The organism is Deinococcus misasensis DSM 22328, assembly GCF_000745915.1.
GTDB lineage: Bacteria > Deinococcota > Deinococci > Deinococcales > Deinococcaceae > Deinococcus_C > Deinococcus_C misasensis.
The window spans coordinates 151,669-176,101 of record NZ_KN050781.1; the positions used below are offsets into that span (position 1 = coordinate 151,669).

Sequence of the window (24,433 nt, forward strand, 5' to 3'; positions counted from 1 at the left end):
CAAACGCTCCACACGAACACCAGCAGGAACACCAGCAAGACCCCGAGGAGGAAGTTATGAAAAAAGCATGGATCGCTCTGGTTGCCGCCCTTCTGACCGTCGCCGCTCACGTCACTGTGCAAAACACCGCTGTTGCCCACAGCACCGAAATGAACCTGATGGCCGAATCTGGCGGTTCCACCCTACCTCCCCTCCCCACCGGATCTTCTGCTCCTGTTCCTCCCCTCCCCCCCGTTCCCCCCACCATCTGAACCTTCCAAAATTCAAACCCGATTGAAAAGAACACCCCGGAGCGTGCACTCCGGGGTGATTTCTTGGGTTTTCTGTGTTGTCCAATGAAGCAACTTTTCAAAAGCCAGAGCTACTGCTTTCAGCAGAAGTCAGTTGAACTGACTTCTGCTTGAGCAAAGCGAATGGAAAGGTCAGGAAACCACAACGAGGTTGCTGCAACCTCTGCTCAGATCAGTAACACGCTCAGGAACTGCGCAAAGCCCGCACCTTCTGCAGCACAGAGGTGTTGAACACCTGATCGTTGATGGCCTCCAGATGGTTGTTGATGACCTCCACCACCCCATCGTGGTATTCGTCCATGCGCAAAACGTCCATGCACACATCGATGCCTTCTCTGGGGTCCTGAGAACGGGCGAGGTGCACCGCGGCATTCAGGATCTGCTGGCGCACATCTTCACGCAACTGGGCGATCCATTCGGTGTCCAGCTCTGGGAGGAGTTCTTTTTTCTTCCTCAGCACCTCCAGCAACCATTTGCGGTCCACCTGAGGGGTGCGCAACTGCTCGAAGTCCAGTTCAAACTGGAATTTTTCGGAAATGCGGTAGATGTTGTTCTCGAAGATGATCGGGTTGAAGCTGAGGGCCATCCGCTCCGAGAGGGTGTTGCGCAGACGCCGCACCAGCACCTTGAAGTATTCGATGTTGCGGGGGTCGCGGTCTCCGTCGTAGAGGGCACTGACCAGTTGGTCACGGGTGCATCCGCCGTGAAGCAGCAAAAACAGCATGATTTCTGCGGACTTTTTGTAGGGAATGCCGATCTTCTGGTCTTCAAAGAGCAAGGCAAACTCGCCCAGAGTCACCACTTTCACCCCAAGGCGGGAGACTTCAGGGAGGGGCTCGGGGGCTTCAGGGGCCTCCTCAAAGAGCAGGGCGTCGCTGGTCTGAAACGCCAGATGCATGCTGGAATGCATGGGGGTCCGTTCGATGCGGGCTTTGAGATACTTGGCCCGTTCGCGCCGAAAGCGGTCCAGTTTCTGGATGTCTGCGTCCAGCAAACGGCCCAGAGCCTGCTGGGGTTGTGCAGCAGCCAGATCCAGCATCGCCTCGTAGAACTTGCCCACTGCGCCAAGGGTGGTCAGGGAGGGCATTTTACGCAGTTCTTCCAGCCCTTGCTGGTGGGGTTGGCGGTTTTTGATGCGCACTTCGCAGAGCTTGTAACGCAGGCGGATCAGGTCCCGTTCCAGCTTGAAATCCTGAGCCACTCTGGCAGCCTTCTGGTAATACGTTTCTGCCTCTGTGAAGTGCGTTCCGATGTTGTAAAAGTCACCGAAGTTCTCGTAGGCCACCATGCGGTAATGGCTGTCGGTTTTTTCTGCGAGTTCCACACACTGTTCCAGCAGTTGCAGGGCTTCGGTGGTTTTGCCGGTGTTCATGTACAGGTCCGAGAGGTTGCCCAGAGAGATCATCAGCATCTGGTGTTTGCCTTCCAGATCGTACACTTCGATGGCTTCACGCAGTCCTTGCTCGATGTCTTCGATGGGGTGTTCCAACTGGTTTTTGATGCTGGACATGTGGGTGATGATGTGGGCACGCAGCACTTCGTCTTCCAGCGATTCACAGTGCTGCAAAGCCTGCTGGTTGAGGGTCAAGGCTTCCTCAGGTTGCCCTGCAAAGGCCAATTCCCACGCCTTGAGGCGCAAAGCCTCGGTGTGGGTGCGCTCTGAGGCACTGGCCTTGAGCACCTGATTGCACAGGGAAATCACCCGTCTGGAGTCTCCCCTGCGGTTGGCCAGAAACGCCTGCTGAAGCAGCACTTTGCCCTGCAAGTCTTCTTGCTGGATGTCCCTGAGCAGGGTTTCGGCACGGACCAGTTCTCCGGTGTCGGTCCAGGATTGGGCCAGTGCATACTTCAATTCATCGGGCAACTCTGAAGTGCGAAACAACTCCAGAATCCGGCGCACCAAACTGTACTCGTAACGCCCGAGCAGGTTGGGGATGATGCTGCGGGTGACCCTGAGGGCTTCTGCGGTGTACCGCACGGTCAGGTAATGGGTGATGGCCTCCAGAAAACGCCGTTCCTCTTCGGCTTTGCGGGCCGCCGCCACATGCAGCAGGCGGTAACGCTCGGGGTTTTTCTTGAGGTGTTGCTCAAGGGCTTTGAGCAAAAGACCATGGGGGCGGTATTGCTGCTGGCCCAGCGGAATCACTGGAAGCCCGGCTTTTTTGAGGTGGTGTTCCCAGTCGAAGGGATAGAGCACCCCAACAGATTCAAATTCGTTTTCGCTCCAGAGGTCCAGCACACTGGCCTCGGTGAGCCAGTCCAGCATCTCGGGGGGGAGGCGCTGCAAAAAGTCTTCCATCAGGTCTTGCGGACCCACGTAATGGCCTGCCCCTGAAGCCACCAGAGCCACACACACCGGCCAGCCTTCAAATTGCTGGTGCACCTGCTGGGCTTCTGGCACAGGAACATTCAGGAGGCTCTGGCACTCCTGCGGACTGAACATCAGTTCGCGGATGCCGTACACCACCGCCTGCCCTCGGGCCACCCATTGCCCGATCCTCAAGGACTGGGCATCGAAAGTGGACATCAAGACCTGGTGTCCCTCAGTGAGAGCGCCCACAAAAGCGTTCAGCCAACGCAGGGCGTCTGCCCCGAGGTGTTCGGCCTGATCCAGAAAAATGCGCAAGTTGAGTTCCAGATCATCGAGGTCACGGGCCAGTGCGACAGCGGTGCGCTCTGGGTTCCAGGTGTGTTGCAGGGCTTCTTGCGAATGCACGAAGGACAGGCCTGCAATGGCATGGCTGAGGGCACGGGTCAAGACCGTGTGCAGTTGGACCGGTTCGGATTCGTTGGGGGTGAGGGTGAGCCAGATGCTTTCCTGGGGGTGCTGGCGGGCAATCTGGGCCAGCAAAGTGGTTTTGCCATATCCACTCGGGGCAGAGAGGACCACCATGCGGGCTTCTCGGCTCTGTTCAATGGCACTGCACAGGGTTTCTCTGTTCAGCTCCGTCTTGAGGGGTTGCGGGATCTGGGTGTGATTCTTCAAGTGTGCGGTCATTGGGGTTTCCTTGGGAGAACACAACATCACAGAGAAAAGGGGGGGTATGAGACATCATATTTCCTTACAATCATGACGTTCTCCATTCGGGATTTCCCTTATGTCCCATCAGAACAGCAATGAAGACAACAAAGACCAGCAGGTGACCTGTCACGATGGCCTGATCATTTCTGCTTCTGGAGTTGTGGTTTCCTGAGCAACATCCAACCCACGCTGATCAATGCAATCAGAACGCACCCTGCAATGATCCAGATCTGGTACTGCTGCCACCACTTCAAAAAAGCTTCCCCGGATTTCCAGAGGCCATACTGCCAGACCCCCACCCACAATGCAGCCCCAATCAGGCTGAACACCGAAAAACGTCGGAAGCCCACCCCGGCCAGACCTGCATAAAGAATGAAAGGGGTGCGCAAAAAGCCCAGCCACCGGCTGATCACAATCACCCAGAAATCGTTCTTGTCGTACCAGCGTTTCACATCTTCCAACTGCACCGCATTGCGGGCTTTCTCTGGCAGGTAAGCGGCAATTTTGTGCCCAAACAAATACCCCAGCACATTCCCGATCCAGTTCCCCAGCGTGCCCCACAACACCGCTTCCCAGAAGGTGGTTTTGCCTGCATGAATCAGCAGACCTTCGGTGACCCAGAGCAACTCAAAAGGAATACCGGGCACCCCAATCCCCTCGATGAGCAGCACCACAAACAACAAAACATGCACCAGCAAGGGTTCGAGGTTCAGAAGCCAGTCGGGCAATTGCACCCATCCAGAGTAGCAGTTGCCTTGCTCTGAATGTCTGCAGAACCTGCATGTGAACCAGATTGAGTTTCCCTCAAACGCCCATGAAGGGCCCATTTCATGTGGTTGATAAGCTTCAAGAGGACCCTGAGAACAGATTGGAGGTCACATGAACACCTTTTTCAGACAGTTTGCCCAGAAAACCGCAGAAGTCACCGGATCTGCATGGGCTTTCATGGTGGCACTGGGCATGATTGTGCTCTGGCTGATCACCGGACCCATGTTCCATTTTTCGGACACCTGGCAACTGGTCATCAACACTTCCACCACCATCATCACCTTCTTGATGGTGTTCCTGATCCAGAACGCCCAAAACCGGGAATCTCGAGCCATCCACCTCAAACTTGATGAGATGATCCGGGCTCTGGAAGCCGCACGCAACAAAATCATCGATCTGGAAGAAGCCAGCGATGAGGAACTGGAAGAGTTGCAGCAGGAATTTCGCGAGGTCAAAAAACAGGCCCAGTGACCTGATCAGGGCAACGGGGCTTTTTGCTGAATGAACGCTTGCACGGTGTTCCACATGTGTCGGGTACTGGTGTGGTGGAGGTCGTAATAGGTCACGAACACATCCTGTCCCTTGAACGCTGGCAGTTTGAACTCAGGCTTGCCCTCCCCTTTGCACACATACCGCTCTTGCAAGGCAGGGTTTTCTGCACCATCTCTGGCAAGGTGAACCGCTGTCACTTTGTTGCCTGCCTTTTTGCGCACTGCCAGCAAATCACACTGCTGCTTGTACGGAATCAGCGGATCTTGAGCAGCAATCAGGTTCAAAACCGGAGCCTTGATCTGGCTCGCAGCCTTGAGGGGTTGGCGTTTCTCGTACTGCTCTGGGGCATCCTCGGGGGTGCCACCAAAAATGCTGTACCAGCGTTTCAGGGCATCTGGACGGGAAGCCCTCAGGATGCGGATTTGCTGGGCAAAATCCATCGGGGTCACCAGCACCGCCACCCCGAGCACATCTTTCTGCCCCGCACTGGCTTTCAGGGCGATGCACCCGCCCAGACTGACCCCCACATGGATCACCCCTCGGGTTTTCAGGCGGTCCTTCACGATTTTCTTGAGGTTCAGAGAATCGTTGACCTCGCCAAGGCAGGCCTCCACCTTGCCTTCACTGCGGCCCTGACCCCGGTAAGCGCTCTGGGCGATCACATACCCGAGGTTGGCGTACTCCTGGCACTTTTTCACATCGGTCTCGGTGTCAAAACCCCCGTGCTCCAGCATCACCAGAGGGGTGCCTGCCTTGAGGTTCTGGGGGGCACACACCAGAGAATCGATTTTCAGGCCATCGCTGGTGTAGAGCACCTCACTGAGGTTGTTTCTGCCCTGCTTGACGGTGCGCCACTCTGCCTGATGGGTGTCTTTCTGCACCTCTGGCGGCGTTTCAGGCTTGGGGGTTTTTTCCTGTGCTGGCCGCACCTGATTCTGATCTGTTTTCTGAGGCTTTTCGCAACCGGTCAAAAGCAAGAGGCACAATCCCAGAGACATCAAGGCACGCATGGTCCATCAAGTATACCGATCTTCTGCAGGCTTCAATGCGGTCCACCACCTGAAGAAAAACAGTGGTTTCTCTGATTGCCCCTCAACGGGAGGGAACCTGCACTTCAACTTTTGCCAGCAAAGGATGGTCACCCCAGACTTCACACCTGAAGAATTGATTCTTGATTTCACCTGAATCTGTTGTGTATCTCGCGGTTGCCACCCACACTGCACCTTGATGCTCTGGTTTGAGGCGAAAATCATTCCATGCATGCTCCCCAACGCCCACATCCAGAATGGTGATGGGAACTGAAAACTTTCTCTTGACCTCTTTCAAACAAGCTTTTTGTTGGTCTTGAGCCGTCAAGGGAAAATGCGAATCAAAAGAAAACGGCCATTGGACATACCATAAAATTGCACCCAAACTCAAAAAAACAATGAATTGCCTGTAAAGATAAGGCCGTTCATTTTTTGATTTTTTCACTTCCAGAGCATATCACCCGATGGTCTCTGGACTGGGGCTCAACGCAATCACAGGACTCAAAACAAAATTCATCCGGGACGCAGGCGCTCATCGGTGACCCAGAACACAAAAGCAGCCACCACACCCAGCCAACCCCAGTAAGGCCCCACAGAGAACAAAAACAAGCACCCACCCAGCAGGTGAATGCCCAGAGCCGTCCATTTTCTGGGGTATTTCCAGCTGGCTGCAAAACGGTCAGAGAGTGCTGTGACCAGCAAAGCAGGAAAAAGACCATAAAAAGGTGCAAAAAGGGCCGTCAGGGCCATGACCTGATACGCCTGATCGAACGTGCCATCCAGAAAAGTCATGGTGCCCATGATCAGGGAAATGACCACCACAGCCATCAACAAAGCTTTCAATTTTCGGGCCAGCCACTTCCAGAAGACCATGTCTCAGGGTAGCCCTTTTGCAAAAGGGCTCTGGCGCAACCATCACATCCTGTTCAAGCTCTGGGCGGTTTGGCTTTCGGATGGCGCACGGTTTCATCGAGCCACCAGAACACCACCATCAAAAAAGCCACAGGCAGCAGTCCCTGTGCACTCTGCACTGCCAGCACCGTCAAAAGCCCACCCAGACCCACATGCACCAGCAAAGACATCCATTTGCGTTTGGGACCAAACCTCGGGGTCAACCAATCCGAGAAGGCCGAAATCAAAAGCACAGGAAGGCTGCCAAACAGTAAAATGCCTACCCCCACTGCCAGAGCATTGAATTGGTTTCCTCGCTCTGGCGTGAACATCATGATGAACGTGACAAGCACCACCACCGCCAGAGCCGCCCCCAGCAGGGCTGTGAGTTTTTGTTTGAGCCACAACACAGGGTCAAGATACCATGTGGGCCGAGAGCCGAGAGCCGAGAGCATCCTGTTCTACCCACAAAAAACCGTCAAGGGATATGTAGGGGCGATGCATGCATCGCCCTGTCTGCATCAGCCAGAGCTTTTCCTGCCCTCGGCCCTCAGCCCTCGGCGGGGCCGCAGGCCCCTTGAGCATTACGCACACAAACGAAAACCCAACGTTCTGTTGCCCACCATCTGAAATTCCGGGTGGGGTACACTGTGAACCATGTCGTCGCATGACTCCTGCATTGATCCGAATTGCACCAGCTGTTCTCCCCGCAAGTTTGCCCACCTGCACCAGCACACCCAGTACTCCCTGCTGGATGGGGCCGCCAAACTGAAGGACCTGCTGAAATGGGTCAAAGAAGTCACCCCCAACGATCCGGCCTGTGCCATCACCGACCACGGGAACATGCACGGGGCCGTGCACTTTTTCAATTATGCCCAGCAGATGGGGGTCAAACCCATCATCGGCTATGAGGCTTACGTGGTTCCCGGAATGGGCACGCGCAGGGACAAGAAGCCCGGCCAGAGCGGTGAAAAGGGCATCTTCCACCTGACCCTGCTGGCCAGAGATTTTGAGGGCTACCAGAACCTGTGCCGCCTCACTTCACGGGGCTACACCGAAGGCTACTATTACAAGCCGCGCATCGACCATGAACTGCTGATGGAGCACCACAAAGGGATCATTGCCTTCTCTGGCTGCCTTGGCGCGGAAGTGCCCCAACTGATCATGCAAGACCGTCTGGAACAGGCCAAAGAGCGCCTGTTGTGGTACCAGAGCCTCTTCAAAGAGAACTATTACATCGAGGTGCAGGACCACGGCATCCCCGAGCAGGTGCGCGTCAATCAGGTGTTGCGCCAGTGGGCCAAAGAACTCGGGATTGGCATGGTCGCCACCAACGACGGGCACTACGTCAAGCGCGAGGATGCCAAGCCACACGATGCTTTGCTGGCCATCCAGACCAAAGCCACACTGGCCGATGAAAACCGCTTCAAGTTCCCCTGCGAGGAGTTTTACGTCAAGAGCCTTGATGAGATGCAGCAGGCCCTGCCTGTAGACGTGTGGGGTGATGAGCCTTTCGACAACACCGCTGACATTGCCCGCATGTGCAACGTGGAACTGCCTGTGGGCAAAAAACGGGTGTACCAGATGCCTGCCCTGCCCATTCCAGAGGGTCGCACCATGTCCGAGGAGTTGCGGGTCCAGACCTACCGGGGCATGATGAAACGCTACCCCGAGCACCTCACCGAGCCCTTGATCCGCGAATACATCTGCCAGTCTTGGGACAAAGCCCGGAATCCCGAGGCGCTTGAAGCCTATTACAAGGAGATTTACCAGCCCAAACTGGATGGAGACAAATTCACTGAAGAAAAATTTGAGGCTCTGGACTTCAAAGGTCGCGGCGCAAAACTGCAAAAACGCCTGCCCGGTTTTGACCCGAAAACCGCAGATTTTGAAACCCTGTACGCGGCCATGGCCTTCATGGGATCCATGTGGGAAGACCTCGGAAAAGCGGTTTCTGAAAAGTACACCAAGTACCCGGCCCTCGAAGACATGGAAGCCCTTTGCAAAGACGGCGGATGCATGGAGGGGTTCACCAAAGCACAGTACGACCATGCTCTGGTGCTCCTCAGGCGCGCCGAGTACGAACTGTCCGTGATCAACAACATGGGCTTCCCCGATTACTTCCTGATCGTGGCAGACTACATCAACTGGGCCAAAGACCACGACATTTCCGTGGGACCGGGGCGTGGGTCGGGCGCAGGGTCTCTGGTCGCCTACGCCATCCGCATCACCAACCTGGACCCTCTGGAATTTGAACTCCTGTTCGAGCGCTTCCTGAACCCGGACCGCATCTCCATGCCAGACTTCGACATCGACTTCAACGACCAGAGGCGCGAAGAAGTGATCGCCTACGTGCGTGAAAAGTACGGAGACGACAAGGTCGCCCAGATTGCCACTTTCGGAACCATGGCCTCCAAAGCCTGCCTGAAAGACGTGTCCCGCGTGATGGGCGTGCAGTACGCAGACGTGGACAAGGTCTCCAAACTGATTCCGGTCAAGTTCGGCAAAAGCTACTCTCTGGAGCAGGCCCGAGAAAGCGTGCCAGACATTCAGGACATGCTGAAAGCCAACAAGGAACTGGCTGCTGCCTACGAATTCGCGCAAAAACTGGAAGGCCTGACCCGCCACGCCTCAGTGCACGCCGCAGGGGTGGTGATTGGCCGGGACAACCTCACCGATCTGGTGCCCCTCATGCGGGACAACTCGGGAGAGGGCATCGTCTGCCAGTACGACATGAAAGCCTGTGAGGACATCGGCCTGATCAAGATGGACTTTCTGGGCCTGCGCACCCTGTCCTTTCTGGATGAGGCCAAAAAGATCCTCAAAGACTCCAAGGGCATCAACATCAATTTCGATGAGATTCCTTTTGATGACGAAGCCACCTTTGAACTCATGGGGCGCGGCGAATGCAAAGGGATCTTCCAGTTTGAAGGGGGCGGCATTGCCGACGCCACCAGACGCATGAAACCCAAGCGTCTGGCCGATCTGGTGGCCATGTCTGCGCTTTACCGTCCGGGTCCGATGGAAAACATTCCCACCTACATCCGCCGTCACCACGGACAGGAACCGGTCACCTACCCGGATTTCCCCACCAGTGAAAAATGGCTGGAACCCATCCTGCGCGAAACCTACGGCATTCCGGTGTATCAGGAGCAGATCATGCAGATTGCCTCTACAGTGGCCGGATATTCTCTGGGGGGCGCAGACCTTTTGAGAAGGGCGATGGGTAAAAAAGATGCCAATGAAATGAAAAATCAACGCATTCTTTTTGTGAATGGCTCCAAGAACAACAATGTTCCCGAAGAAGAATCAAATAAGCTGTTCGACTTGCTTGAAAAGTTTGCCAATTATGGCTTCAACAAGAGCCACAGTGCTGCTTACGGCGTGATTTCTTATCAAACAGCATGGCTCAAAGCGAACCATCCTGTTGAATTCATGGCTGCCCTTTTGACTGTAGAGCGTCGTGATTCAGATAAAGTGTCTGAATATGTCAGTGATGCCCGCAAAATGGGCGTGGTGGTGCTCCCACCCGACATCAACCACTCAGGTGCAGACTTCAAGGTGGTCCGGGGGCAGATTTACTTCGGTCTGTACGCCATCAAGGGACTGGGCGAAAACGCTGTGGAGTTCATTCTGGCCGAACGTGCCAACCACGGCCCCTACAAATCCCTGCCGGATTTCTGCAAACGGGTGTCTTCCAAAACCGCCAACCGCAAAGCGCTGGAAAACCTGATCAAAGCCGGAGCCTTCGACATGTTCGGAGAACGCAAATCCCTGCTGGAATCTCTGGAAGAGGCCCTCAGCTTCGGTCAGGCCAGCCAGCAGGACAACGGCATGGACTCCCTGTTCGGAGCGGCCACCACCATGCCCGAGCCCAAACTGAAACAGGTTGAAGCTTTCACAGAGCTTGAAAGACTGTCTGCCGAAAAAGAAGCGCTGGGCCTGTACATTTCCGGTCACCCTCTGGAGCAGTACGAAGGTTTGCGTGAGGCCGCCAGTTGCACGATTTTGCATCTGGAGAACTACTTCCAGCAAAACCGCCCCAACAATGGTCGTCTGAAAGTGGTGCTGGCTGGAATGCTGGAAGCCATCGTCAAAAAACCCACCAAATCTGGAGGGATGATGGCCAAATTCAACCTTGCAGACGAATCCGGCGTGATCGAACTGGTGGCCTTCAGCAAAGCCTACGACCGGGTTCAACACAAACTGATCCCCGATTCTCCCGCTCTGGTGATTGTGGACCTCGAAGATTCAGAAGGCTCCATCCGTGCCATTGCCGAGGAGATCGTCACCATTGACAGTCTGACCGAGGTGCCCAAAGTGGCATGGTTGCACCTCGACCTTGACCAGACCGACAACGACGCCCTGCGCGAACTGGCCAGTTTCATGGACGAATACGCTGGAAACCTGCCCGTGCGCATGAAAGTCACCGGAAACGGCATGTACGCCAGTCTGGAGGTCTCGGGCATGAAATTGTCCAGCGAAGGCATCAAGGCCCTGAGCAGCACCTTCAAATGGGTGGATGCCTCGGTGGCCTACGACAACTCCACCATCCTCAGCAAATTTGCCCCCAAACCCAGATGGCAGGGCAATGGGGGCGGATTCCAGAGCCATCAGGCTTGAGGCCAGTAGGCAGTTCACAAAAAAGATCTTCTCAGATCAAGCCCAGCGAACCCCCGAGGAATCACTCGGGGGTTGTTAAAAACTGAGCGCAGCACCTGCCAGAGGGGTAGTGCTGGACGCAGAACCCATCCCCATCAGCAAATTCCGGCTGAAGGCTTCGGTGGCTTTGCGGTCCGGTCTGGTTTCCAGCATGGGACGCAGGGTGCGGCAGGCTTTCATGACGTCCTCAAAGGTGTAAACCTTCTGCCAGAAGAATTCGAGGTGGCTGCTCAGGTGCTGCAATGGCAACAGCTGAACCCCCTGCACCACCCCTCCGTTGATGTCCTGTTTGAAGACGATCAGGGGTTTGACTTTCATTTTCAGCACCCCTTCCAGCCTGCGGGTGGCCCCGAGGTGCTCTCGGACCAGATAATCTTGCAACTGTCCATCGATGTACAGCGAACTGTCCTGCACTTTGACTTTTTCTTGATCCAGACGTTCCAGAATGCTGAACGCCCCGAAGCGGGACACCAGCACATAGTCGATGTGAAAACGGTCCACAATCACATCCTCACGGATGTACCACTCATCGGAAAGCTCGTAGATGGAGTCTGAAACACTGAGGTGGTGTGTTTTCATGGTGGGCTCCTCCAGGGGCAACACCTGTCACCCCATGACGTGCCCATCATGCAGGTGAATTGTCTGTGTTGTGCAATGCAAGATCACAAAAATGTAAAGGCTCTGGGGAGATCCAGAGCCTTGTATGGACCTCTTCAAATCAGCGTCCAGACAGAATTTTCAGGTACTCATCCGGGGTCAGGCCGATGTTGTCGTTGATCAACTCGAACTTGCCATTGCCGAAAGAATAATGGTTCTGCAGTGCCCGCATTTGAGATGTGGCCGGAATCAGGCCGTGGACTCTGGTGGAGAAGCCCGGAGCAATGCTGTCCACCACGAAATCTTTTCCGACCACTTCACCCCAGTTGCTGCCGGTCAGGCCATCGAACAACACGTAGGTGCCCACTTGATTCTTGTTGAAGGTGCCTTCCACAGGAACGGCGTAATCCAGAGTGCCATCCAGATTCAGGTCCACTGCCGAAACCGCTGGAATGGCGCGCGTTTGAATGGTGCTGCCATCGGAGAGGGTGGTGACCCCTGCATCGGCCAGAGCATCCATGTAATCCGTGCGGTCCCTCAGGTAATCGGTGACATACGCGGGCAGGGCTGAAGTTTTGACAGGGTTGGTGTTGTAACTGAAGGCATGGGCAGCAGATGCCACCGAAACCAGCCCGAGGATGACCGGAACGAAAATTTTCTTGAACATGATGAACCTCCTGACAGACATCATGCCTTTGGCCTGTAAAGCACCCACGAAGAATTCTTTAAGGTTCTGTGTGCATCATCTTCCCTGTTCGCTTGTACACTTCACACCAGAAGAAAACCTTTCAGCACAGCAAAAAAGAAAACCAGAGCCTGTAAGCTCTGGTCTGTTGTGTGGAGAAAGGGTGAAGCTCAGTCGCGCTTTTTGCCCCAGCCGTGGTCTTTGCGGGCACGGGGTTTGAAGGCAGATTCGCCTTCTTTGCGCTCAGGACGGGTCTCGCTGCGGGGGCGGAAGCCACCCTCGGGACGGTCACCACCACGGTCAGGACGGTCAGAGCGGAAACCACCACGGTCGCCACCACGGTCAGGACGATCAGAGCGGAAACCACCACGATCAGGACGATCGGAACGGAAACCGCCACGGTCGCCACCGCGGTCAGGACGGTCAGAGCGGAAACCGCCACGGTCGCCACCACGGTCAGGACGGAAGCCACCCTCGGGACGATCTCCACCGCGATCAGAGCGGAAACCGCCACGGTCACCACCACGGTCAGGGCGGTCAGAACGGAAACCACCACGGTCGCCACCGCGATCAGGACGGTCAGAGCGGAAACCACCACGGTCGCCACCGCGGTCAGGGCGGTCAGAACGGAAACCGCCACGGTCACCGCCGCGGTCAAAACGGTCACCAGAGCGGAAGTCCCGGCCCTCGTCGCGGGCAGGACGGTCGCCCCAGGAGCGCTCGCCACGGAAACCGCCACGGTCGCCACCACGGTCAGGACGGTCGCCACGCTCAAAAGAGCGCTCGGGTTTGCGGTTTTCCACGGCTTTTTTCAGCTCGGCAATTTCACGGCCCTGTGCAGCCACCTGTTCTTTCAGGTTGGCCAGTTCTGCAAAAATTTCGTCCAGGCTCTGGTATTCGCCTTCTTCCAGATCTGCCTGGGTGTCTTCATCAATTTCCCCGGACTCGATGGCATCGATCAGTTCGTGCAAGCTCTCGGGGTTGTTCTCTTTGGTCATGCTGTGATCCTTCCCACCTGATCTCTTCAGGCGACAGTGCTGCAAAAGCACACCTTAACAGTGTACTGCATTACAGGCAAGGGAAAGGGTGGATTTGCTGAGAAGGCAGGGTAAGCGCAAAGTCGGAATAAGCTAAAGGATGCCAGAAGTGACCCCTGAACAGTGGCAACAGGTGAAGTTGAGTTTTGATGAACTTCCTGACCCCCGAGACCCCCGAGGGATCAGACATCGCCTGAGTAACATACTCACCCTGAGTCTGCTGGCGGTGATTTGCGGAGCCAATGACTTCTCTGAAATCGCTGAATATGCCCACAGCAAAGAAGAATGGCTCTCCACTTTTCTGGACCTCAAACACGGCATTCCCAGCGAAGACACCTTTAGTCGGGTGCTGTCCCGACTGAAACCTCACGTCTGGCAGCACCATTTTCAAGAGTGGGTCAAAACCTTGACCCTGCCTGAAGTGGATTTCCCAACGGTGCTGGCCATCGATGGCAAAACTGCTCGGGGTAGCCAAAAAGCACACCTACAGGCATTGCACACGGTCAGCGTCTGGTCGGTGAAGCATGGGGTGGTGATGGCCCAGAGTCAAGTGGACGAGAAAAGCAACGAGATCACGTGCTTACCTGAAATGCTTGAACTGCTGGACCTCTCGGGCAGCATCATCACCACGGATGCTCTGGGATGTTAGAAACAGGTGGCTTGGAGTGTGATGGAGCAGGGTGGGGACTATTTGTTGGCCTTGAAAGACAACCACCCTCACTTGCATAAGGACGTGCAGTGGGCTTTTTCACATCAAGATGAGCTGGGTTGGGACCGCACCCAGACGGTGGCAACCTTTGACAATTCACATGGCAGGGAGGGAACCAGAACCTACTGGGTGCTGTCGGATTTGAGTTTCTTGGCGCATGAAACCCAACAATCATGGCGAGGTTTAAGCTGTGTGGTGCGAGTGAGACGCATTCGGGAGACTGCTGAGCATCGCAGTGAGCAGGACAGTTACTACTTATCGAGCTTGAAGACGGACATCGATACCCTGTCTGGGTGTGTGCGAGGTCACTGGGGGGTTGAGAATGGCTTGCATTGGGTACTGGACACGGCTTTTCGTGAGGACGAGAACCAGAGCCGTAAGGGGTTCACCCAGCAGAATCTGGTGACGTTGCGTCACATGGCGTTGAATCTACTGAAGTTAGAGAAGTCCGTGAAGTCCAGCATCAAAAACAAACGCCTCCGGGCGGGTTGGGACAATACTTACCTCCTCAAGGTCCTCAAATCCTGACTTTGCGCTTACCCTGGCTGAGAAGGCAGAAGGCAGAAGGCAGAAGGCAGAAGGCAGAAGGCAGAAGGCAGAAGGCAGAAGGCAGAAGGCAAGCTGCCAAAATTGGCTGCACCGAGTCAAGGAACTTGCTTGAATGGGCGAGGAAACCGGCATCCTCTCGAAACAATTTGCAAAATCCTGCTGACATCAGCAAAAGCTTTTTTGCCTTGGCCTTCAGCTTTCTGCCTTCTGCAAGGATCTTTTAACTGCCTTCCAGAGCCGCCAATTTCTCCATCAAATCGGTTCTGGCAGGGGAAAACGCCTCGATCACGATGGTGTCGGTCAGGGCTTTTGCGCTGTGAAAGGCGTTGGAGGGTACGAAGACCACTTCTCCAGCGGTCAGAACCCGGACTTCGCCTTCGAGTTCGTATTCAAGTTCGCCCGAGACCACCAGGGTCAGTTGTTCGTGGATGTGGTTGTGTCGGGGGGCCACTTTGCCTGCTTCCAGACGGATGTGGAGCAGGGTGGTGTTTTCGCCACTGAAGGGGCGGATGTGGAAACCCTCGGCGGGGTTGAGGTGTGCTTTTTCAAAAAGGTTTTCGGTTTTCATCTCGGGTCATTTTAACCCGAACAGGCTTCAGCAGGTTTTGAAGGGTTCAGCGTAAACCACCTGCACGCAGGCTTTGCCTTCCATGAGGTCAGCGATCAGGTGAAGGATTCGGGCCATTCTCAACCTGCATCTGGATGGGGGGAGTTGCCCGAGCAGGTGTTGCTGATCCAGGTCTTGCAGGTGCATTTCGTAGCGGTGCTGGAGGTCGAGTTCTCGCATGGTTCAGCCTTTCTCGCAGGTGGGGGCGCTCTGGTAGGTGTTTAGAAAAGCAGTGAGCGGTTCAAATCCTGCGGGGTTGAGGGAGTAATAAACGGTGTTGCCTTCGCGGGTGGGGGTGACCAGTCCGGCCTCGACCAGCACTTTCATGTGGTGGCTGACGGTGGGTTGGGTGAGCCCGAGGGTCTGGCTGATGCTGATGCCATAACAGGTGGGGCCGTCCAGAACCCCTCTTTTTTGATCGCAGATGGAACGCAGCAGTTCGATGATTTTCAGCCGTGTGGGGTCTGCGAGGGCTTTGAGTTTGATCAGGCTCTCGTCCATGTTTATAGACTAACATCCCTTTGGAGTTTCATTTTTTTCGTCGCAGAGGGAATGCAGCAATTCATGGTGTGCAGCCGTGTGGGTCTGCAAGGACTTTGAGTTTGATCAGGCTCCTGTCCATGAATATAGACTAGCATCTAATTAGATTTTCGTCTATATAGATGCCCATCGAAGAAGCAGTCTGTACCTAGTCAAACGGGATACAATCTTAAGCATCGGCTGGATGGCCACTCAGGGAGGATGACATGGCACAGGTGTTGATCATTGGGGCAGGACTCAACGGTCTGTCTGCGGCGCACGCAGCATGGAAACAGGGCCATCAGGTGACGGTCATTGAGCAATTTGCACTCGGGCACACCCTCGGGAGCAGCCACGGTGAATCGCGCATCATCCGGTACTCTTACGACAGCCCAGAGTACGTGCGACTTGCCAAACGGGCCTACACCCTCTGGCATGAACTGGAAGACCTTCTGAGCCTGCAAATCATCCATCCTGCTGGCGGAATCGATCTGGCCCCTTCAGACCATCCCTCTTTGAAGCAACACATGGACGCTCTGGCCGCAGAAGGCATTGATTTTGAGTTGCTGGATTCCCAAGCAGCCAGAGAACGCTTCCCTCAATTTCACATCCCTGAAAACGAATCGGTGCTGTACCAGAAAGATGCAGGCATCCTCAAACCCGATGAGGTGTTGCCTGCTCTGGCCTCTTTTCTGAGGGGTCAGGGGGTCAGCATTCAGGAGCACACCCCCGTCCAGAGCATTTCGAACGGCAAGGTCCACACCGAACGCTGGACCTACACGCCGGACCACATCATGGTTTGTGCCGGGGCATGGATCAACCGCCTGATTCCTGAACCCCTGCCCTTACAGATCACCGAAGAACAACTGGGCTATTTTGCTGTTCCAGATGAACGTTTCCACCATCCGAACATGCCCGTGTTCATTGATCTCGCCAGAGGCCCTTACGGCTTCCCACAACTGGACAAACCCGGTGTGAAGTTGGGCCTGCACCACCATGGTCCCACCGTCATCCCGGAAAACCGCACGTTTGCCCATCAGCCAGACAAAACCCGGTACCTTGCAGACTGGATGGCCACCTTCATGCCAGAGGTCTCCCCTGTGCCTCTGGAAACCATCACCTGCCTGTACACCAACACCCCGGACGAAAACTTTGTGGTTCAGCAGGTTTCAGGGCAGATGGTGGTGGTGTCTGCATGCTCGGGGCATGGGTTCAAATTCGGACCGGCCACAGGAGAGCTGGCTTTGACGCGCCTGATGGACCAACCCGAGCCCTTTGAGGGCCACTTTTATTCCAGTTCGATCACGAAGTTTCGCAACTCGTAGCCTTTGACCAGTTCATTCCAGCTCAGTTTGGGGGGCTGCATTTTGACCTGCAGTTTCAAGAAACGGCTCAGGAAAATGTCGGTTTCCTGCAAGGCCAGAAATGCACCGGGACAGCGGTGGTGTCCGTCTCCAAAGCCCATCACCGGAGCCTGCACCCCTCTGGGCAACTCCCGATGGGGACACACCTGACGGGGGTCTTCACCGACCACACTCTGGTCTTCGTTGGCCCCATAAATGTGCAGGACCACCAGATCGCCTGTGCGCAGGTGGTGCTCTGTTCCCTCGCTTTGCACCATCAAATCCCCCTGCATGCGCCGGAACAACTGCCCAACCACCGGTTCCACCCGCAGGATTTCCCCAAGGATCGCCATGCGTTCCTTCTCTGAGGCCACCAGATAACGCGCCTTCAGGGGTGGGTTTTCCAGCATGTGCCACGCGGCCACCTGAATGAACTCACGGGTGGTCACCATGCCTGCCGCCCCATAAGTGATGCATTCGGTCAGGACCTCCATGTTGGAATAGCCTTTGGAAAGCACATGGCTGATCACGTCTTCTCTGGGGGCTTTCTTGCGTGCATCGATGGCAGGCCGGACATCCCTCTGGTAAAAATTCAGCAGTTTGAGCTGGTTGCCCACAAAACGGGAAATTTGCACCCATTTTGGTGCGTCCATGCTGGGATTCTGCTGGAAAAAAGCCTCCAGCCTTCTGGACATCTGATCCGGGTCGCTTTCGGTCAGGCCCACCACCTGCCCGGCCACCCGCACCGCAATCCGCATGCTGATTTCACTGAGGTTGATGCGCTTCTTCTGGACGGCATCCTGCAAAAAAGCATCCACAAACCGTTCCATCATTTCGCGGTACTTCTCGACGGTGGTGGGTGAAAAGAAACGGGCCACTTCAGTGCGGTAAGCGTGGTGCTCGGGGCCATCGGTGAACAGGATCGGTTGGTTGCCCAGACCCTTCACATTGCGGACCGATTCGGCCAGAAATCCAGCCTGACGGGTGACATCGCTGCGCAGCACCTGACGCACCTCGTCAAAGCCGTAGATGTGCCAGTTGCCCTTTTCATCTCTGGACACCCGCTGGGTTGGAACGGGCTCACGGTTGGTTTTCTGAAGGGAACCTTTGAGGGTCAGGGTCATTTCAAATCCTCCTGTGCATGTTTGGAAAGGTCTTCCATCTGCTGGATGAACCCCTCGGGGTCATCGAGTTGCATCAGCAAGGGAAGGGTGGTGTCTTCGGTGAGTTGCAGGGCTTCCAGTTGAACTTCCAGACCTCTGGGGGTGGCTTTGAATTGCATGCGCCTGGCATCTTGTTCATCCACCTGCCGTTCAATCAGGCCTTTTTTCAGCAGTTTTTCGAGGGTCCGGCTGACCTCATAGCGGGGCAGGATGATCTGCTGGGCCACATCGCTCGGGTAACGGGTGCCTGCAGCCAGATAGGACAGCACGATCAACTCACGCAAATCCATGTTTTTTTCGGTCTGCAAAGCACTTTCCACCCGAGCCATCAATGCCTGTCCAACCATCCAGTACGCCTGCAAAAAGCGAAAACTGGACTGGGTCCTCTGGGTGAAATCCGGCACATTTGGTTGCATGATGCAACTTTAGCCATTTGAAATTAAGACACCCGAGACACCCCTAAGAACCATGAAAGCCACCTGTAGCAAGCAAATGAACATTGGTGATTCTTACACTTACTCGGTCATCTGGGCTGCAAACCTGACCCATAACCCATTTGGCTGAGCCAGCACATAGGTCAAACCAGAGATGTGCACGGAAGCCCCTTTCCCTAAAGTGCTTCCATGGAAATGGTTGTGTTGATGGGTGTACAGGCGTCTGGAAAAACCTCTTTTTACCAGAGGAATTTTGCCTGCACCCACCTGCACATCAGCAAAGACCTCTGGAAGCACAACAAGGCGTACAAGCAAAGAAACCTGTTGCAGAAGGCCCTTGCAGAAGGTCAGGATGTGTTGATCGACAACACCCACCCCACCCGACTTTCCCGTCAAGAGGTCCTCGAAGCAGGCCGGAAAGCTGGGGCCCACATCATCGGGTATTGCTTTCAGGCACGTTTGCAAGATTGCCTTGAACGCAACCGCCAGAGGGAAAGGGTGGTCCCGGAAATTGGCCTCAGGGCCACCTACAGCCAGTTTGAATGGCCCAGCCTGCAAGAAGGTTTTGACCAGTTGTATTTCGTCTCTTTGCAAGATCAGGATTTTGAGGTTTCACCATGGCAGGACCCGTCAATGACCCGCGACTAAAGTCGCAGGCTTGTATCTGGATTCCATCTCAGTTCTGTATACCTTTTCAGGCGAGCAGCTTTGACTTCTTGAGCAGAACGGCACCCAGAATGGGGCCTGCTCGCTTCAACATCCGACACATCAGGGCGCATTGACAAGGCACCCGTACTCATCCAGTCCTGCCGGACAAGCAACGTTCTGAGAGCAATGTTCACACTCGCCACCCGATCTGCGTGACCCCGATGACCACAGGCCTCACACACAAACTCCAATCCCGCTTTTGGTCTGTTCCCTCTGGAAACATGACCGCACTTGTAACAGGCTTGAGAAGTATAATTTGCGTCCACCCGCACAGCAAGAGAGCCAAACAAGGGTGCTTTGTAGGCCAGCATGGCTTGAAGCTCTGCAAACGACCACTGACTCTGGTGACGCTTCACCCTTTTCGCTTTCTTGCTGGCTTTGGGGTTGCTGCACCTTTCAGTACGTTCACGAATCTTGGTCAAGTCTTCCAAACCAAAAATGGCATTTGGAAAACGGGTGAGGAGCTTTTTGGCGAGGGTGTGATTTCGGTCAGCGATGAACCGTCTTTCCCGTCCACTGAGCGCAACCAGTCTTCTGGTGGCCGAACGGGTGCCTTTACGCTGGAGGGCTTTCTTGATGCGAGCAAAGTGATCCTTCTGCTGACCAACAGCTTTGCCCTTCTCGAACAGGGATTTTCCATCTTTGTCGGTGGCCACAAAATGATACCTCTGGCCCACATCCACACCCACCACATTGGCGTGATGTGTGGGATGGGGGTCAGGAAGCTCAACATTCAGGGCCACAATCAAGTAATACTGCTTCTTGCTTTTTTGGTAGTAGAGCTTCGCACTGCCCGTTTCGCAGCCTTGCTGGATGTATTCCAGGTGCTTGTGGTAACCCTCATATCCCAACACCAAACGGCTTTTAAGAGTCCCGATGCTCACCTTGCCGTCTTTCTTCCAAGAGTAGTCGCGGTTGTACTGGTACTCCAAGGTGCGAGAGACGAACTTGGGAGCAGTGTCCAGACCTTTGTATCGGCGCTTGGTCTGGCCTGCTTCACGAGCTTTCAGGTTCTGCTTCAACTTCGTCCACTGGATCTTGAAAGTTGCGGCCACCTGACGTTCCACGGTGCAGGCGAGCTGGGCTCCAAGGCCAAACTGTGCCCGCAAATCATCATAGACAGCTTTGTGAAGCTTGGGGGCAGAAGAAGTTTTGTCCAGTTCAAAAGCCTTTTTGGAGGCGAAGTTGAGGGCATCACGGTAGGCGAAGGTGATTCGATCCAATGCAGATTTTTGCTCTGCATTGTGTTTCAGCTTCAACTTGGCACTGACCGTGATTCTCATAAGGAGATGATGACATGGTGAAAAAACAAGATCAAGATTTTTGTGAACCGGAAAGCTTTAGCCTGCAACCCCTTCCTCCCATGACTGAAGTCACGGGTGTCCAGGGTTGCAAGCCATGAAAAAAGCAAACATGAAAAAAGCAGACCTCGACACCCGAATGCGCCAGAGGGAGGTCTACCACAACCTGACCCTCGTGCCGGGCATGTGGACGGTGGTGCGTCTGGATGGGCGCAGTTTTTCACGTTTCACCTTGCAGCACTTTCAGAAGCCCTTCGATGAACGCTTCAGGGATGCCATGGTCTGCACCGCACGCACCCTGATGCAAGACCTGCATGGGCTGTATGGCTGGACCTCCAGCGATGAAATCTCTGTGTTGCTGCCTCCAGAGTGGAACGGATTCGGACGGTCCATCGAGAAATTGCTGTCCCTGAGTGCCAGTCTTGCCTCCAGCACTTTTAGTTTGCAGGTGGGACAGGCAGCGCAGTTTGACAGCCGAATCTGGCTGGGAGCCACTCTGGATGATGTGCTGGATTATTTCATGTGGCGTCAGGAGGACAGTGCCCGGTGTGCCCTGCAAGGCTGGGCGTATTGGACCCTCAGAAACACTGGCCAGAGTACACGTCAGGCCACCCAAACCCTTGAAAGCACCGATGCTGCATTCAAAAACGAAATGCTTTTTCAATATGGCATCAACTTCAATGAAACCCCACTCTGGCAGAGAAGAGGCATCGGACTTTCATGGCAGGAGGTTCTCAAGACAGGCTTCAACCCGGTCACGCAACAGGAGGTGAAAACCACCCGAAGGGTTCTGACCACCCATGAAACTTTGCCCATGAAGCAGGAATACCGGCTCTGGCTTGATGAACAGGTGCAAAACATTTGATTTACAATCAAAACACGATGAAACAATACACACTTCTCTTTTTCTTGACTACAATGGCCTTTGCACAAACACCAAACACCACCTATACCCCTCCACCCAGCCGTCCGCAGTATGTGGTGCAGGTCAAACCCATCAACACCGATCTGGAATTCACCTTCAAAGGCACACCTTTTGTGTTCCATTGTCGAACAGAAGGGGTTCTGGAAATGCAACAGGTGGGCCAAAAAACCACCACCAAAACCACCGTCTTGTTGTACGATGCAGCCGCCAACACCTTTCAATTGCACAAGCAAAAACCCAGGATCACAGTCAACCAGCTCCTGATTTACTGTGAGGTCAACAGCATCCGCTTTGAAGCAGGCGTCAATGTCGTCCTGACCGAGAAAAAATAAAACCTCCAGAGGCCAGTGGTTGCTGGCCCCTTTGCTTTGCACACGTTCAATCCAGATTCCAGTGGTCTGCAAAACGGGTGGCTGGAAACACCGCTCTGGCTTTCTCCAGCATGTCCAGCCAGAGGTCTGCCCTGTAGCGCTGGGACACATGGAAGAGCACCAGTTCTTTGACCCCTGCATCTCTGGCAAGGGTGGCAGCAAGCTCAGGGGTGGTGTGGTGGTTTTTGATGGCCAGAGCCAGATCGTCAGGGTGAAACTGGCTTTCGCAGATCAGGGTTTGCACCCCATTCAGAAAAGGCGCAAGGCTCTGGAGGGCTTGTTCATCGATCAGAAGGTCGGTGATGTAGGCCAGAGACCCCTGTTCTTTTTCGGTCAGGAGGGCGGCACGCAGTTCTTCGGTGCTGTGTTCGGTGCCGTCGATGGTCAGGGTGGATTCCTGAAAGTTTTTGTTCTTCAGGTGCTGGATCCATGCACCAGATTTGAGGCCCATTTCGGTCAGTCTGGGCATGTTGATGTTGGTTTTGGGTTTCTCCTGCACCCGGTAACCCAGAGACACCCCATGGTGGGACAGGGGAATGGCCTGGACCGTGTAGGCTTCGTGGTCCAGAAGGGTGCCGTTGTGCGGTCGGATGCCTGCATCATGGGCCACCGAAAAAGCCTCTCGGGCAAGAAAACGGGTGCTCTGGATATGGTCTTCGTGCACGTCATGCACAACCCAGAGGGCTTCCAGATCTGCAGCATGGTTCCACCAGAAGCCCTGAAACCGGTGTTGCAAGATGCGTGCAGTGTCAGGAGGTCCCCAGATGTGGTTCTCTTTGCTGGTCCGATTGAAATTCGCTCGAAAATAGCTGTCAAAGCCCGAGATGTGGTCCATGTGCAGGTGCGAAAAAAACACATGGTCAATTGCCTGCACCTCAGAATAAGAAACCCTGTTCAGCACAGCCTCGCCACAATCAAAAAGCAAACGGTGAATGCTCTGGCTGGTGTTCACCGTCACCAGAGCTGCATTGTCCTGGGCAGGTTCACCCAAAATGGAAAAGTGAATCATGATGGGTCATTTTACTCTTCAGGACAGGGTAAAGCTTGTGTGGAATGGCTTAGGGAGGGTTTACAGTGGACAGTTTACAGCGAGCAATCTTGTACAGATGCAAAGCCTGCTCCGTAGGGATGAGCACACAGATTTCTTGAACTTGCCCTCGGCTCTGGGCACTCGGCCCTCGGCGGGTCACAGACCCCACACCCAATTCAATTGCAAAAAATTCAATTGCCTTATAATGCAACCATGTCCGACCCGCAAACCCCATCCACGCTGCCTTTTGCAGGTCTGGAAGACTTGCTGTGCTTTGATGTATACGCCACCTCGCGCCTGATCACCCGGGCTTATCAACCGTTGCTGGAAAAAGTGAACCTCACCTATCCGCAGTATCTGGTGATGGTTTTGCTCTGGGAGGGTCAGGAGCACACCGTCAAAACGCTGGGGCAACGTCTGGAACTGGACTCGGGCACCCTTTCCCCTCTGCTCAAACGGCTGGAACAGATGGGCCTGATTGTCCGACAGAGGCTCAAACACGATGAACGGGAAGTGGGCATCACCCTCACCGATCTGGGTTGCCAGAAACAGGAGGAGGCCCGTGACATTCCCGAGCAGGTCGCCTGCCTGATGTGCCTGACCCCTGAGCAAATCCAGCAGTTGCAAGAACAACTCAGGACGCTCAGGTCGGTGTTGAAGCAAGCATCACAGCCAGAATGAGAAAATCCCCTCTGAAAACCAGAGGGGATTTTTATTGAGAGGTTTACAGGATTTTGATGTCCAGAGTCATTTCAGGGACAGCGGCCAGCAGTTTGGAGATGGGGCATTTCTCTTTGGCTTCCTGTGCGGTGGCACGCAGGTCTTCTTCGGAGATGCCACTGACCTGGGCTTCCAGGAAGAGTTCGATTTTGGTGACGGTGGGGCCTTCGCCGAGGTGCACTTTGGCGGTGGTGTGCAGGTGCTCGGGGTTGAGGCCTTTTCCGCTCAGGAGGGCAGACAGGAACATGGTGTAGCAGCCAGAGTGTGCAGCGGCAATCAGTTCCTCGGGGTTGGTGCCTTTGCCGTTTTCAAAACGACCCGCAAAGTTGTAGCCGCCTTCGTAGACGCCGCTTTCCAGTTTGAGGTGACCTTTGCCTTCTTTGAGGGTTCCATTCCAGGTGGCTTCTGCGCTTTTGACAGTCATGGTGTGCTCCTTGTTGAGGTGTGAAATCGGTCTTGCGTGCTTATATTAATTGCACACAATTGAATTGATGTCAATAGATAAAACCCCTTGAGCCCTCGAAAGGCCGGTTGGACCACAATGCTCACCTGTTTTTCACCTTGTGATCCATGCAAAACAGA

25 protein-coding genes and 1 pseudogene are annotated in these 24,433 nt (G+C 54.7%); 9 read left to right on the forward strand and 17 right to left on the reverse strand.

The genetic code is table 11. The features are described from left to right. Positions 1-56 precede the first annotated feature (56 nt). Positions 57-251, forward strand: a complete 195-nt coding sequence (locus tag Q371_RS24085; RefSeq protein ID WP_034345809.1) for a hypothetical protein — start codon at positions 57-59, stop codon at positions 249-251. Between the two features lie 223 nt (positions 252-474). Here Q371_RS24085 and Q371_RS24090 read toward each other — a convergent pair whose 3' ends face one another. After that, entirely contained in the window at positions 475-3,288 is a 2,814-nt protein-coding gene (locus Q371_RS24090) for a tetratricopeptide repeat protein (RefSeq protein ID WP_034345812.1), read from the reverse strand. A 164-nt stretch (positions 3,289-3,452) separates the two neighbouring features. Beyond that, entirely contained in the window at positions 3,453-4,046 is a 594-nt protein-coding gene (locus Q371_RS24095; RefSeq protein ID WP_051965183.1) for a DedA family protein, read from the reverse strand. Between the two features lie 145 nt (positions 4,047-4,191). Here Q371_RS24095 and Q371_RS24100 point away from each other — a divergent pair, with 145 nt between their 5' ends. Further along, positions 4,192-4,551, forward strand: a complete 360-nt coding sequence (locus Q371_RS24100; RefSeq protein WP_034345815.1) for a low affinity iron permease family protein — start codon at positions 4,192-4,194, stop codon at positions 4,549-4,551. Between the two features lie 5 nt (positions 4,552-4,556). On the opposite strand, the gene Q371_RS26320 is transcribed toward Q371_RS24100, so the two are convergent. The 4 genes from Q371_RS26320 to Q371_RS24120 form a co-directional block, all read right to left on the reverse strand. Next, entirely contained in the window at positions 4,557-5,582 is a 1,026-nt protein-coding gene (locus Q371_RS26320; protein WP_051965184.1) for an alpha/beta hydrolase family protein, read from the reverse strand. A gap of 82 nt (positions 5,583-5,664) precedes the next feature. Then, entirely contained in the window at positions 5,665-6,045 is a 381-nt protein-coding gene (locus tag Q371_RS24110) for a hypothetical protein (protein WP_034345818.1), read from the reverse strand. Between the two features lie 68 nt (positions 6,046-6,113). Beyond that, a complete protein-coding gene (locus Q371_RS24115; RefSeq protein ID WP_034345821.1) occupies positions 6,114-6,473 on the reverse strand; it encodes a hypothetical protein in 360 nt (119 codons plus the stop codon). A gap of 53 nt (positions 6,474-6,526) precedes the next feature. Then, on the reverse strand, positions 6,527-6,901 hold the full coding sequence (locus Q371_RS24120) for a hypothetical protein (protein ID WP_034345824.1): 375 nt from the start codon (positions 6,899-6,901) through the stop codon (positions 6,527-6,529). Positions 6,902-7,148: 247 nt separating this feature from the next. Between Q371_RS24120 and dnaE the strand changes: the two genes are divergently transcribed. Continuing rightward, on the forward strand, positions 7,149-11,114 hold the full coding sequence (gene dnaE / locus Q371_RS24125) for a DNA polymerase III subunit alpha (protein WP_034345827.1): 3,966 nt from the start codon (positions 7,149-7,151) through the stop codon (positions 11,112-11,114). A gap of 75 nt (positions 11,115-11,189) precedes the next feature. Here the strand turns inward: dnaE and Q371_RS24130 are convergent, their stop codons facing one another. The 3 genes from Q371_RS24130 to Q371_RS24140 form a co-directional block, all read right to left on the reverse strand. Next, complete coding sequence (locus tag Q371_RS24130) at positions 11,190-11,732, reverse strand: hypothetical protein (RefSeq protein WP_157442927.1); 543 nt, start codon at positions 11,730-11,732, stop codon at positions 11,190-11,192. Positions 11,733-11,871: 139 nt separating this feature from the next. After that, entirely contained in the window at positions 11,872-12,417 is a 546-nt protein-coding gene (locus tag Q371_RS24135) for a hypothetical protein (RefSeq protein ID WP_034345833.1), read from the reverse strand. Positions 12,418-12,605: 188 nt separating this feature from the next. Continuing rightward, positions 12,606-13,433: a hypothetical protein gene (locus Q371_RS24140; RefSeq protein WP_034345836.1), complete on the reverse strand. Its 828-nt coding sequence runs from the start codon at positions 13,431-13,433 to the stop codon at positions 12,606-12,608. A 139-nt stretch (positions 13,434-13,572) separates the two neighbouring features. Here Q371_RS24140 and Q371_RS28020 point away from each other — a divergent pair. Continuing rightward, positions 13,573-14,709: pseudogene (locus tag Q371_RS28020) on the forward strand (ISAs1 family transposase). A gap of 241 nt (positions 14,710-14,950) precedes the next feature. On the opposite strand, the gene Q371_RS24155 reads toward Q371_RS28020, so the two are convergent. Genes Q371_RS24155 through Q371_RS24165 form a run of 3 tightly spaced genes read right to left on the reverse strand, consistent with a single transcriptional unit; the run spans position 14,951 to position 15,838 of the window. Continuing rightward, positions 14,951-15,298, reverse strand: coding sequence for a cupin domain-containing protein (locus Q371_RS24155; protein WP_034345843.1), 348 nt, complete (start codon positions 15,296-15,298; stop codon positions 14,951-14,953). Between the two features lie 27 nt (positions 15,299-15,325). Next, positions 15,326-15,517 carry a hypothetical protein gene (locus Q371_RS24160; RefSeq protein WP_034345845.1) on the reverse strand — a complete coding sequence of 64 codons (192 nt, stop codon included), beginning with the start codon at positions 15,515-15,517 and terminating at the stop codon, positions 15,326-15,328. A gap of 3 nt (positions 15,518-15,520) precedes the next feature. Beyond that, complete coding sequence (locus Q371_RS24165; protein ID WP_034345848.1) at positions 15,521-15,838, reverse strand: ArsR/SmtB family transcription factor; 318 nt, start codon at positions 15,836-15,838, stop codon at positions 15,521-15,523. A 245-nt stretch (positions 15,839-16,083) separates the two neighbouring features. Between Q371_RS24165 and solA the strand changes: the two genes are divergently transcribed. After that, a complete protein-coding gene (gene solA / locus Q371_RS24170) occupies positions 16,084-17,181 on the forward strand; it encodes an N-methyl-L-tryptophan oxidase (protein ID WP_034345851.1) in 1,098 nt (365 codons plus the stop codon). On the opposite strand, the gene Q371_RS24175 is transcribed toward solA, so the two are convergent. Next, the gene (locus Q371_RS24175) at positions 17,145-18,323 is read right to left on the reverse strand and encodes a cytochrome P450 (RefSeq protein ID WP_034345855.1); all 1,179 of its coding nucleotides are present in this window, start codon (positions 18,321-18,323) and stop codon (positions 17,145-17,147) included. The two genes, solA and Q371_RS24175, sit on opposite strands and share 37 nt — an antisense overlap. Continuing rightward, the gene (locus Q371_RS26335; protein ID WP_051965188.1) at positions 18,320-18,778 is read right to left on the reverse strand and encodes a MarR family winged helix-turn-helix transcriptional regulator; all 459 of its coding nucleotides are present in this window, start codon (positions 18,776-18,778) and stop codon (positions 18,320-18,322) included. The genes Q371_RS24175 and Q371_RS26335 overlap by 4 nt, the downstream gene beginning before the upstream one ends. A 207-nt stretch (positions 18,779-18,985) precedes the next feature. Between Q371_RS26335 and Q371_RS24185 the strand changes: the two genes are divergently transcribed. Beyond that, positions 18,986-19,444 (forward strand): AAA family ATPase, encoded by a 459-nt coding sequence (locus tag Q371_RS24185; RefSeq protein ID WP_034345858.1) that lies wholly within the window; start codon positions 18,986-18,988, stop codon positions 19,442-19,444. Here the strand turns inward: Q371_RS24185 and Q371_RS24190 are convergent. Beyond that, positions 19,441-20,787 carry an RNA-guided endonuclease InsQ/TnpB family protein gene (locus tag Q371_RS24190; RefSeq protein ID WP_034345862.1) on the reverse strand — a complete coding sequence of 449 codons (1,347 nt, stop codon included), beginning with the start codon at positions 20,785-20,787 and terminating at the stop codon, positions 19,441-19,443. The two genes, Q371_RS24185 and Q371_RS24190, sit on opposite strands and share 4 nt — an antisense overlap. Before the next feature lie 115 nt (positions 20,788-20,902). On the opposite strand from Q371_RS24190, the gene Q371_RS24195 reads away from it, so the two are divergent. Together Q371_RS24195 and Q371_RS24200 are read left to right on the forward strand one after the other, a co-directional pair. After that, on the forward strand, positions 20,903-21,670 hold the full coding sequence (locus tag Q371_RS24195; RefSeq protein WP_211253893.1) for a tRNA(His) guanylyltransferase Thg1 family protein: 768 nt from the start codon (positions 20,903-20,905) through the stop codon (positions 21,668-21,670). A gap of 44 nt (positions 21,671-21,714) precedes the next feature. Then, positions 21,715-22,062 (forward strand): hypothetical protein, encoded by a 348-nt coding sequence (locus Q371_RS24200; protein WP_157442929.1) that lies wholly within the window; start codon positions 21,715-21,717, stop codon positions 22,060-22,062. 46 nt (positions 22,063-22,108) lie between these two features. On the opposite strand, the gene Q371_RS24205 is transcribed toward Q371_RS24200, so the two are convergent. Beyond that, complete coding sequence (locus tag Q371_RS24205) at positions 22,109-23,110, reverse strand: MBL fold metallo-hydrolase (RefSeq protein WP_034345868.1); 1,002 nt, start codon at positions 23,108-23,110, stop codon at positions 22,109-22,111. A gap of 234 nt (positions 23,111-23,344) precedes the next feature. On the opposite strand from Q371_RS24205, the gene Q371_RS24210 reads away from it, so the two are divergent. Then, entirely contained in the window at positions 23,345-23,812 is a 468-nt protein-coding gene (locus Q371_RS24210; protein WP_051965189.1) for a MarR family winged helix-turn-helix transcriptional regulator, read from the forward strand. A gap of 43 nt (positions 23,813-23,855) precedes the next feature. Here Q371_RS24210 and Q371_RS24215 read toward each other — a convergent pair whose 3' ends face one another. Beyond that, complete coding sequence (locus tag Q371_RS24215; RefSeq protein WP_034345871.1) at positions 23,856-24,275, reverse strand: OsmC family protein; 420 nt, start codon at positions 24,273-24,275, stop codon at positions 23,856-23,858. Positions 24,276-24,433 lie beyond the last annotated feature (158 nt).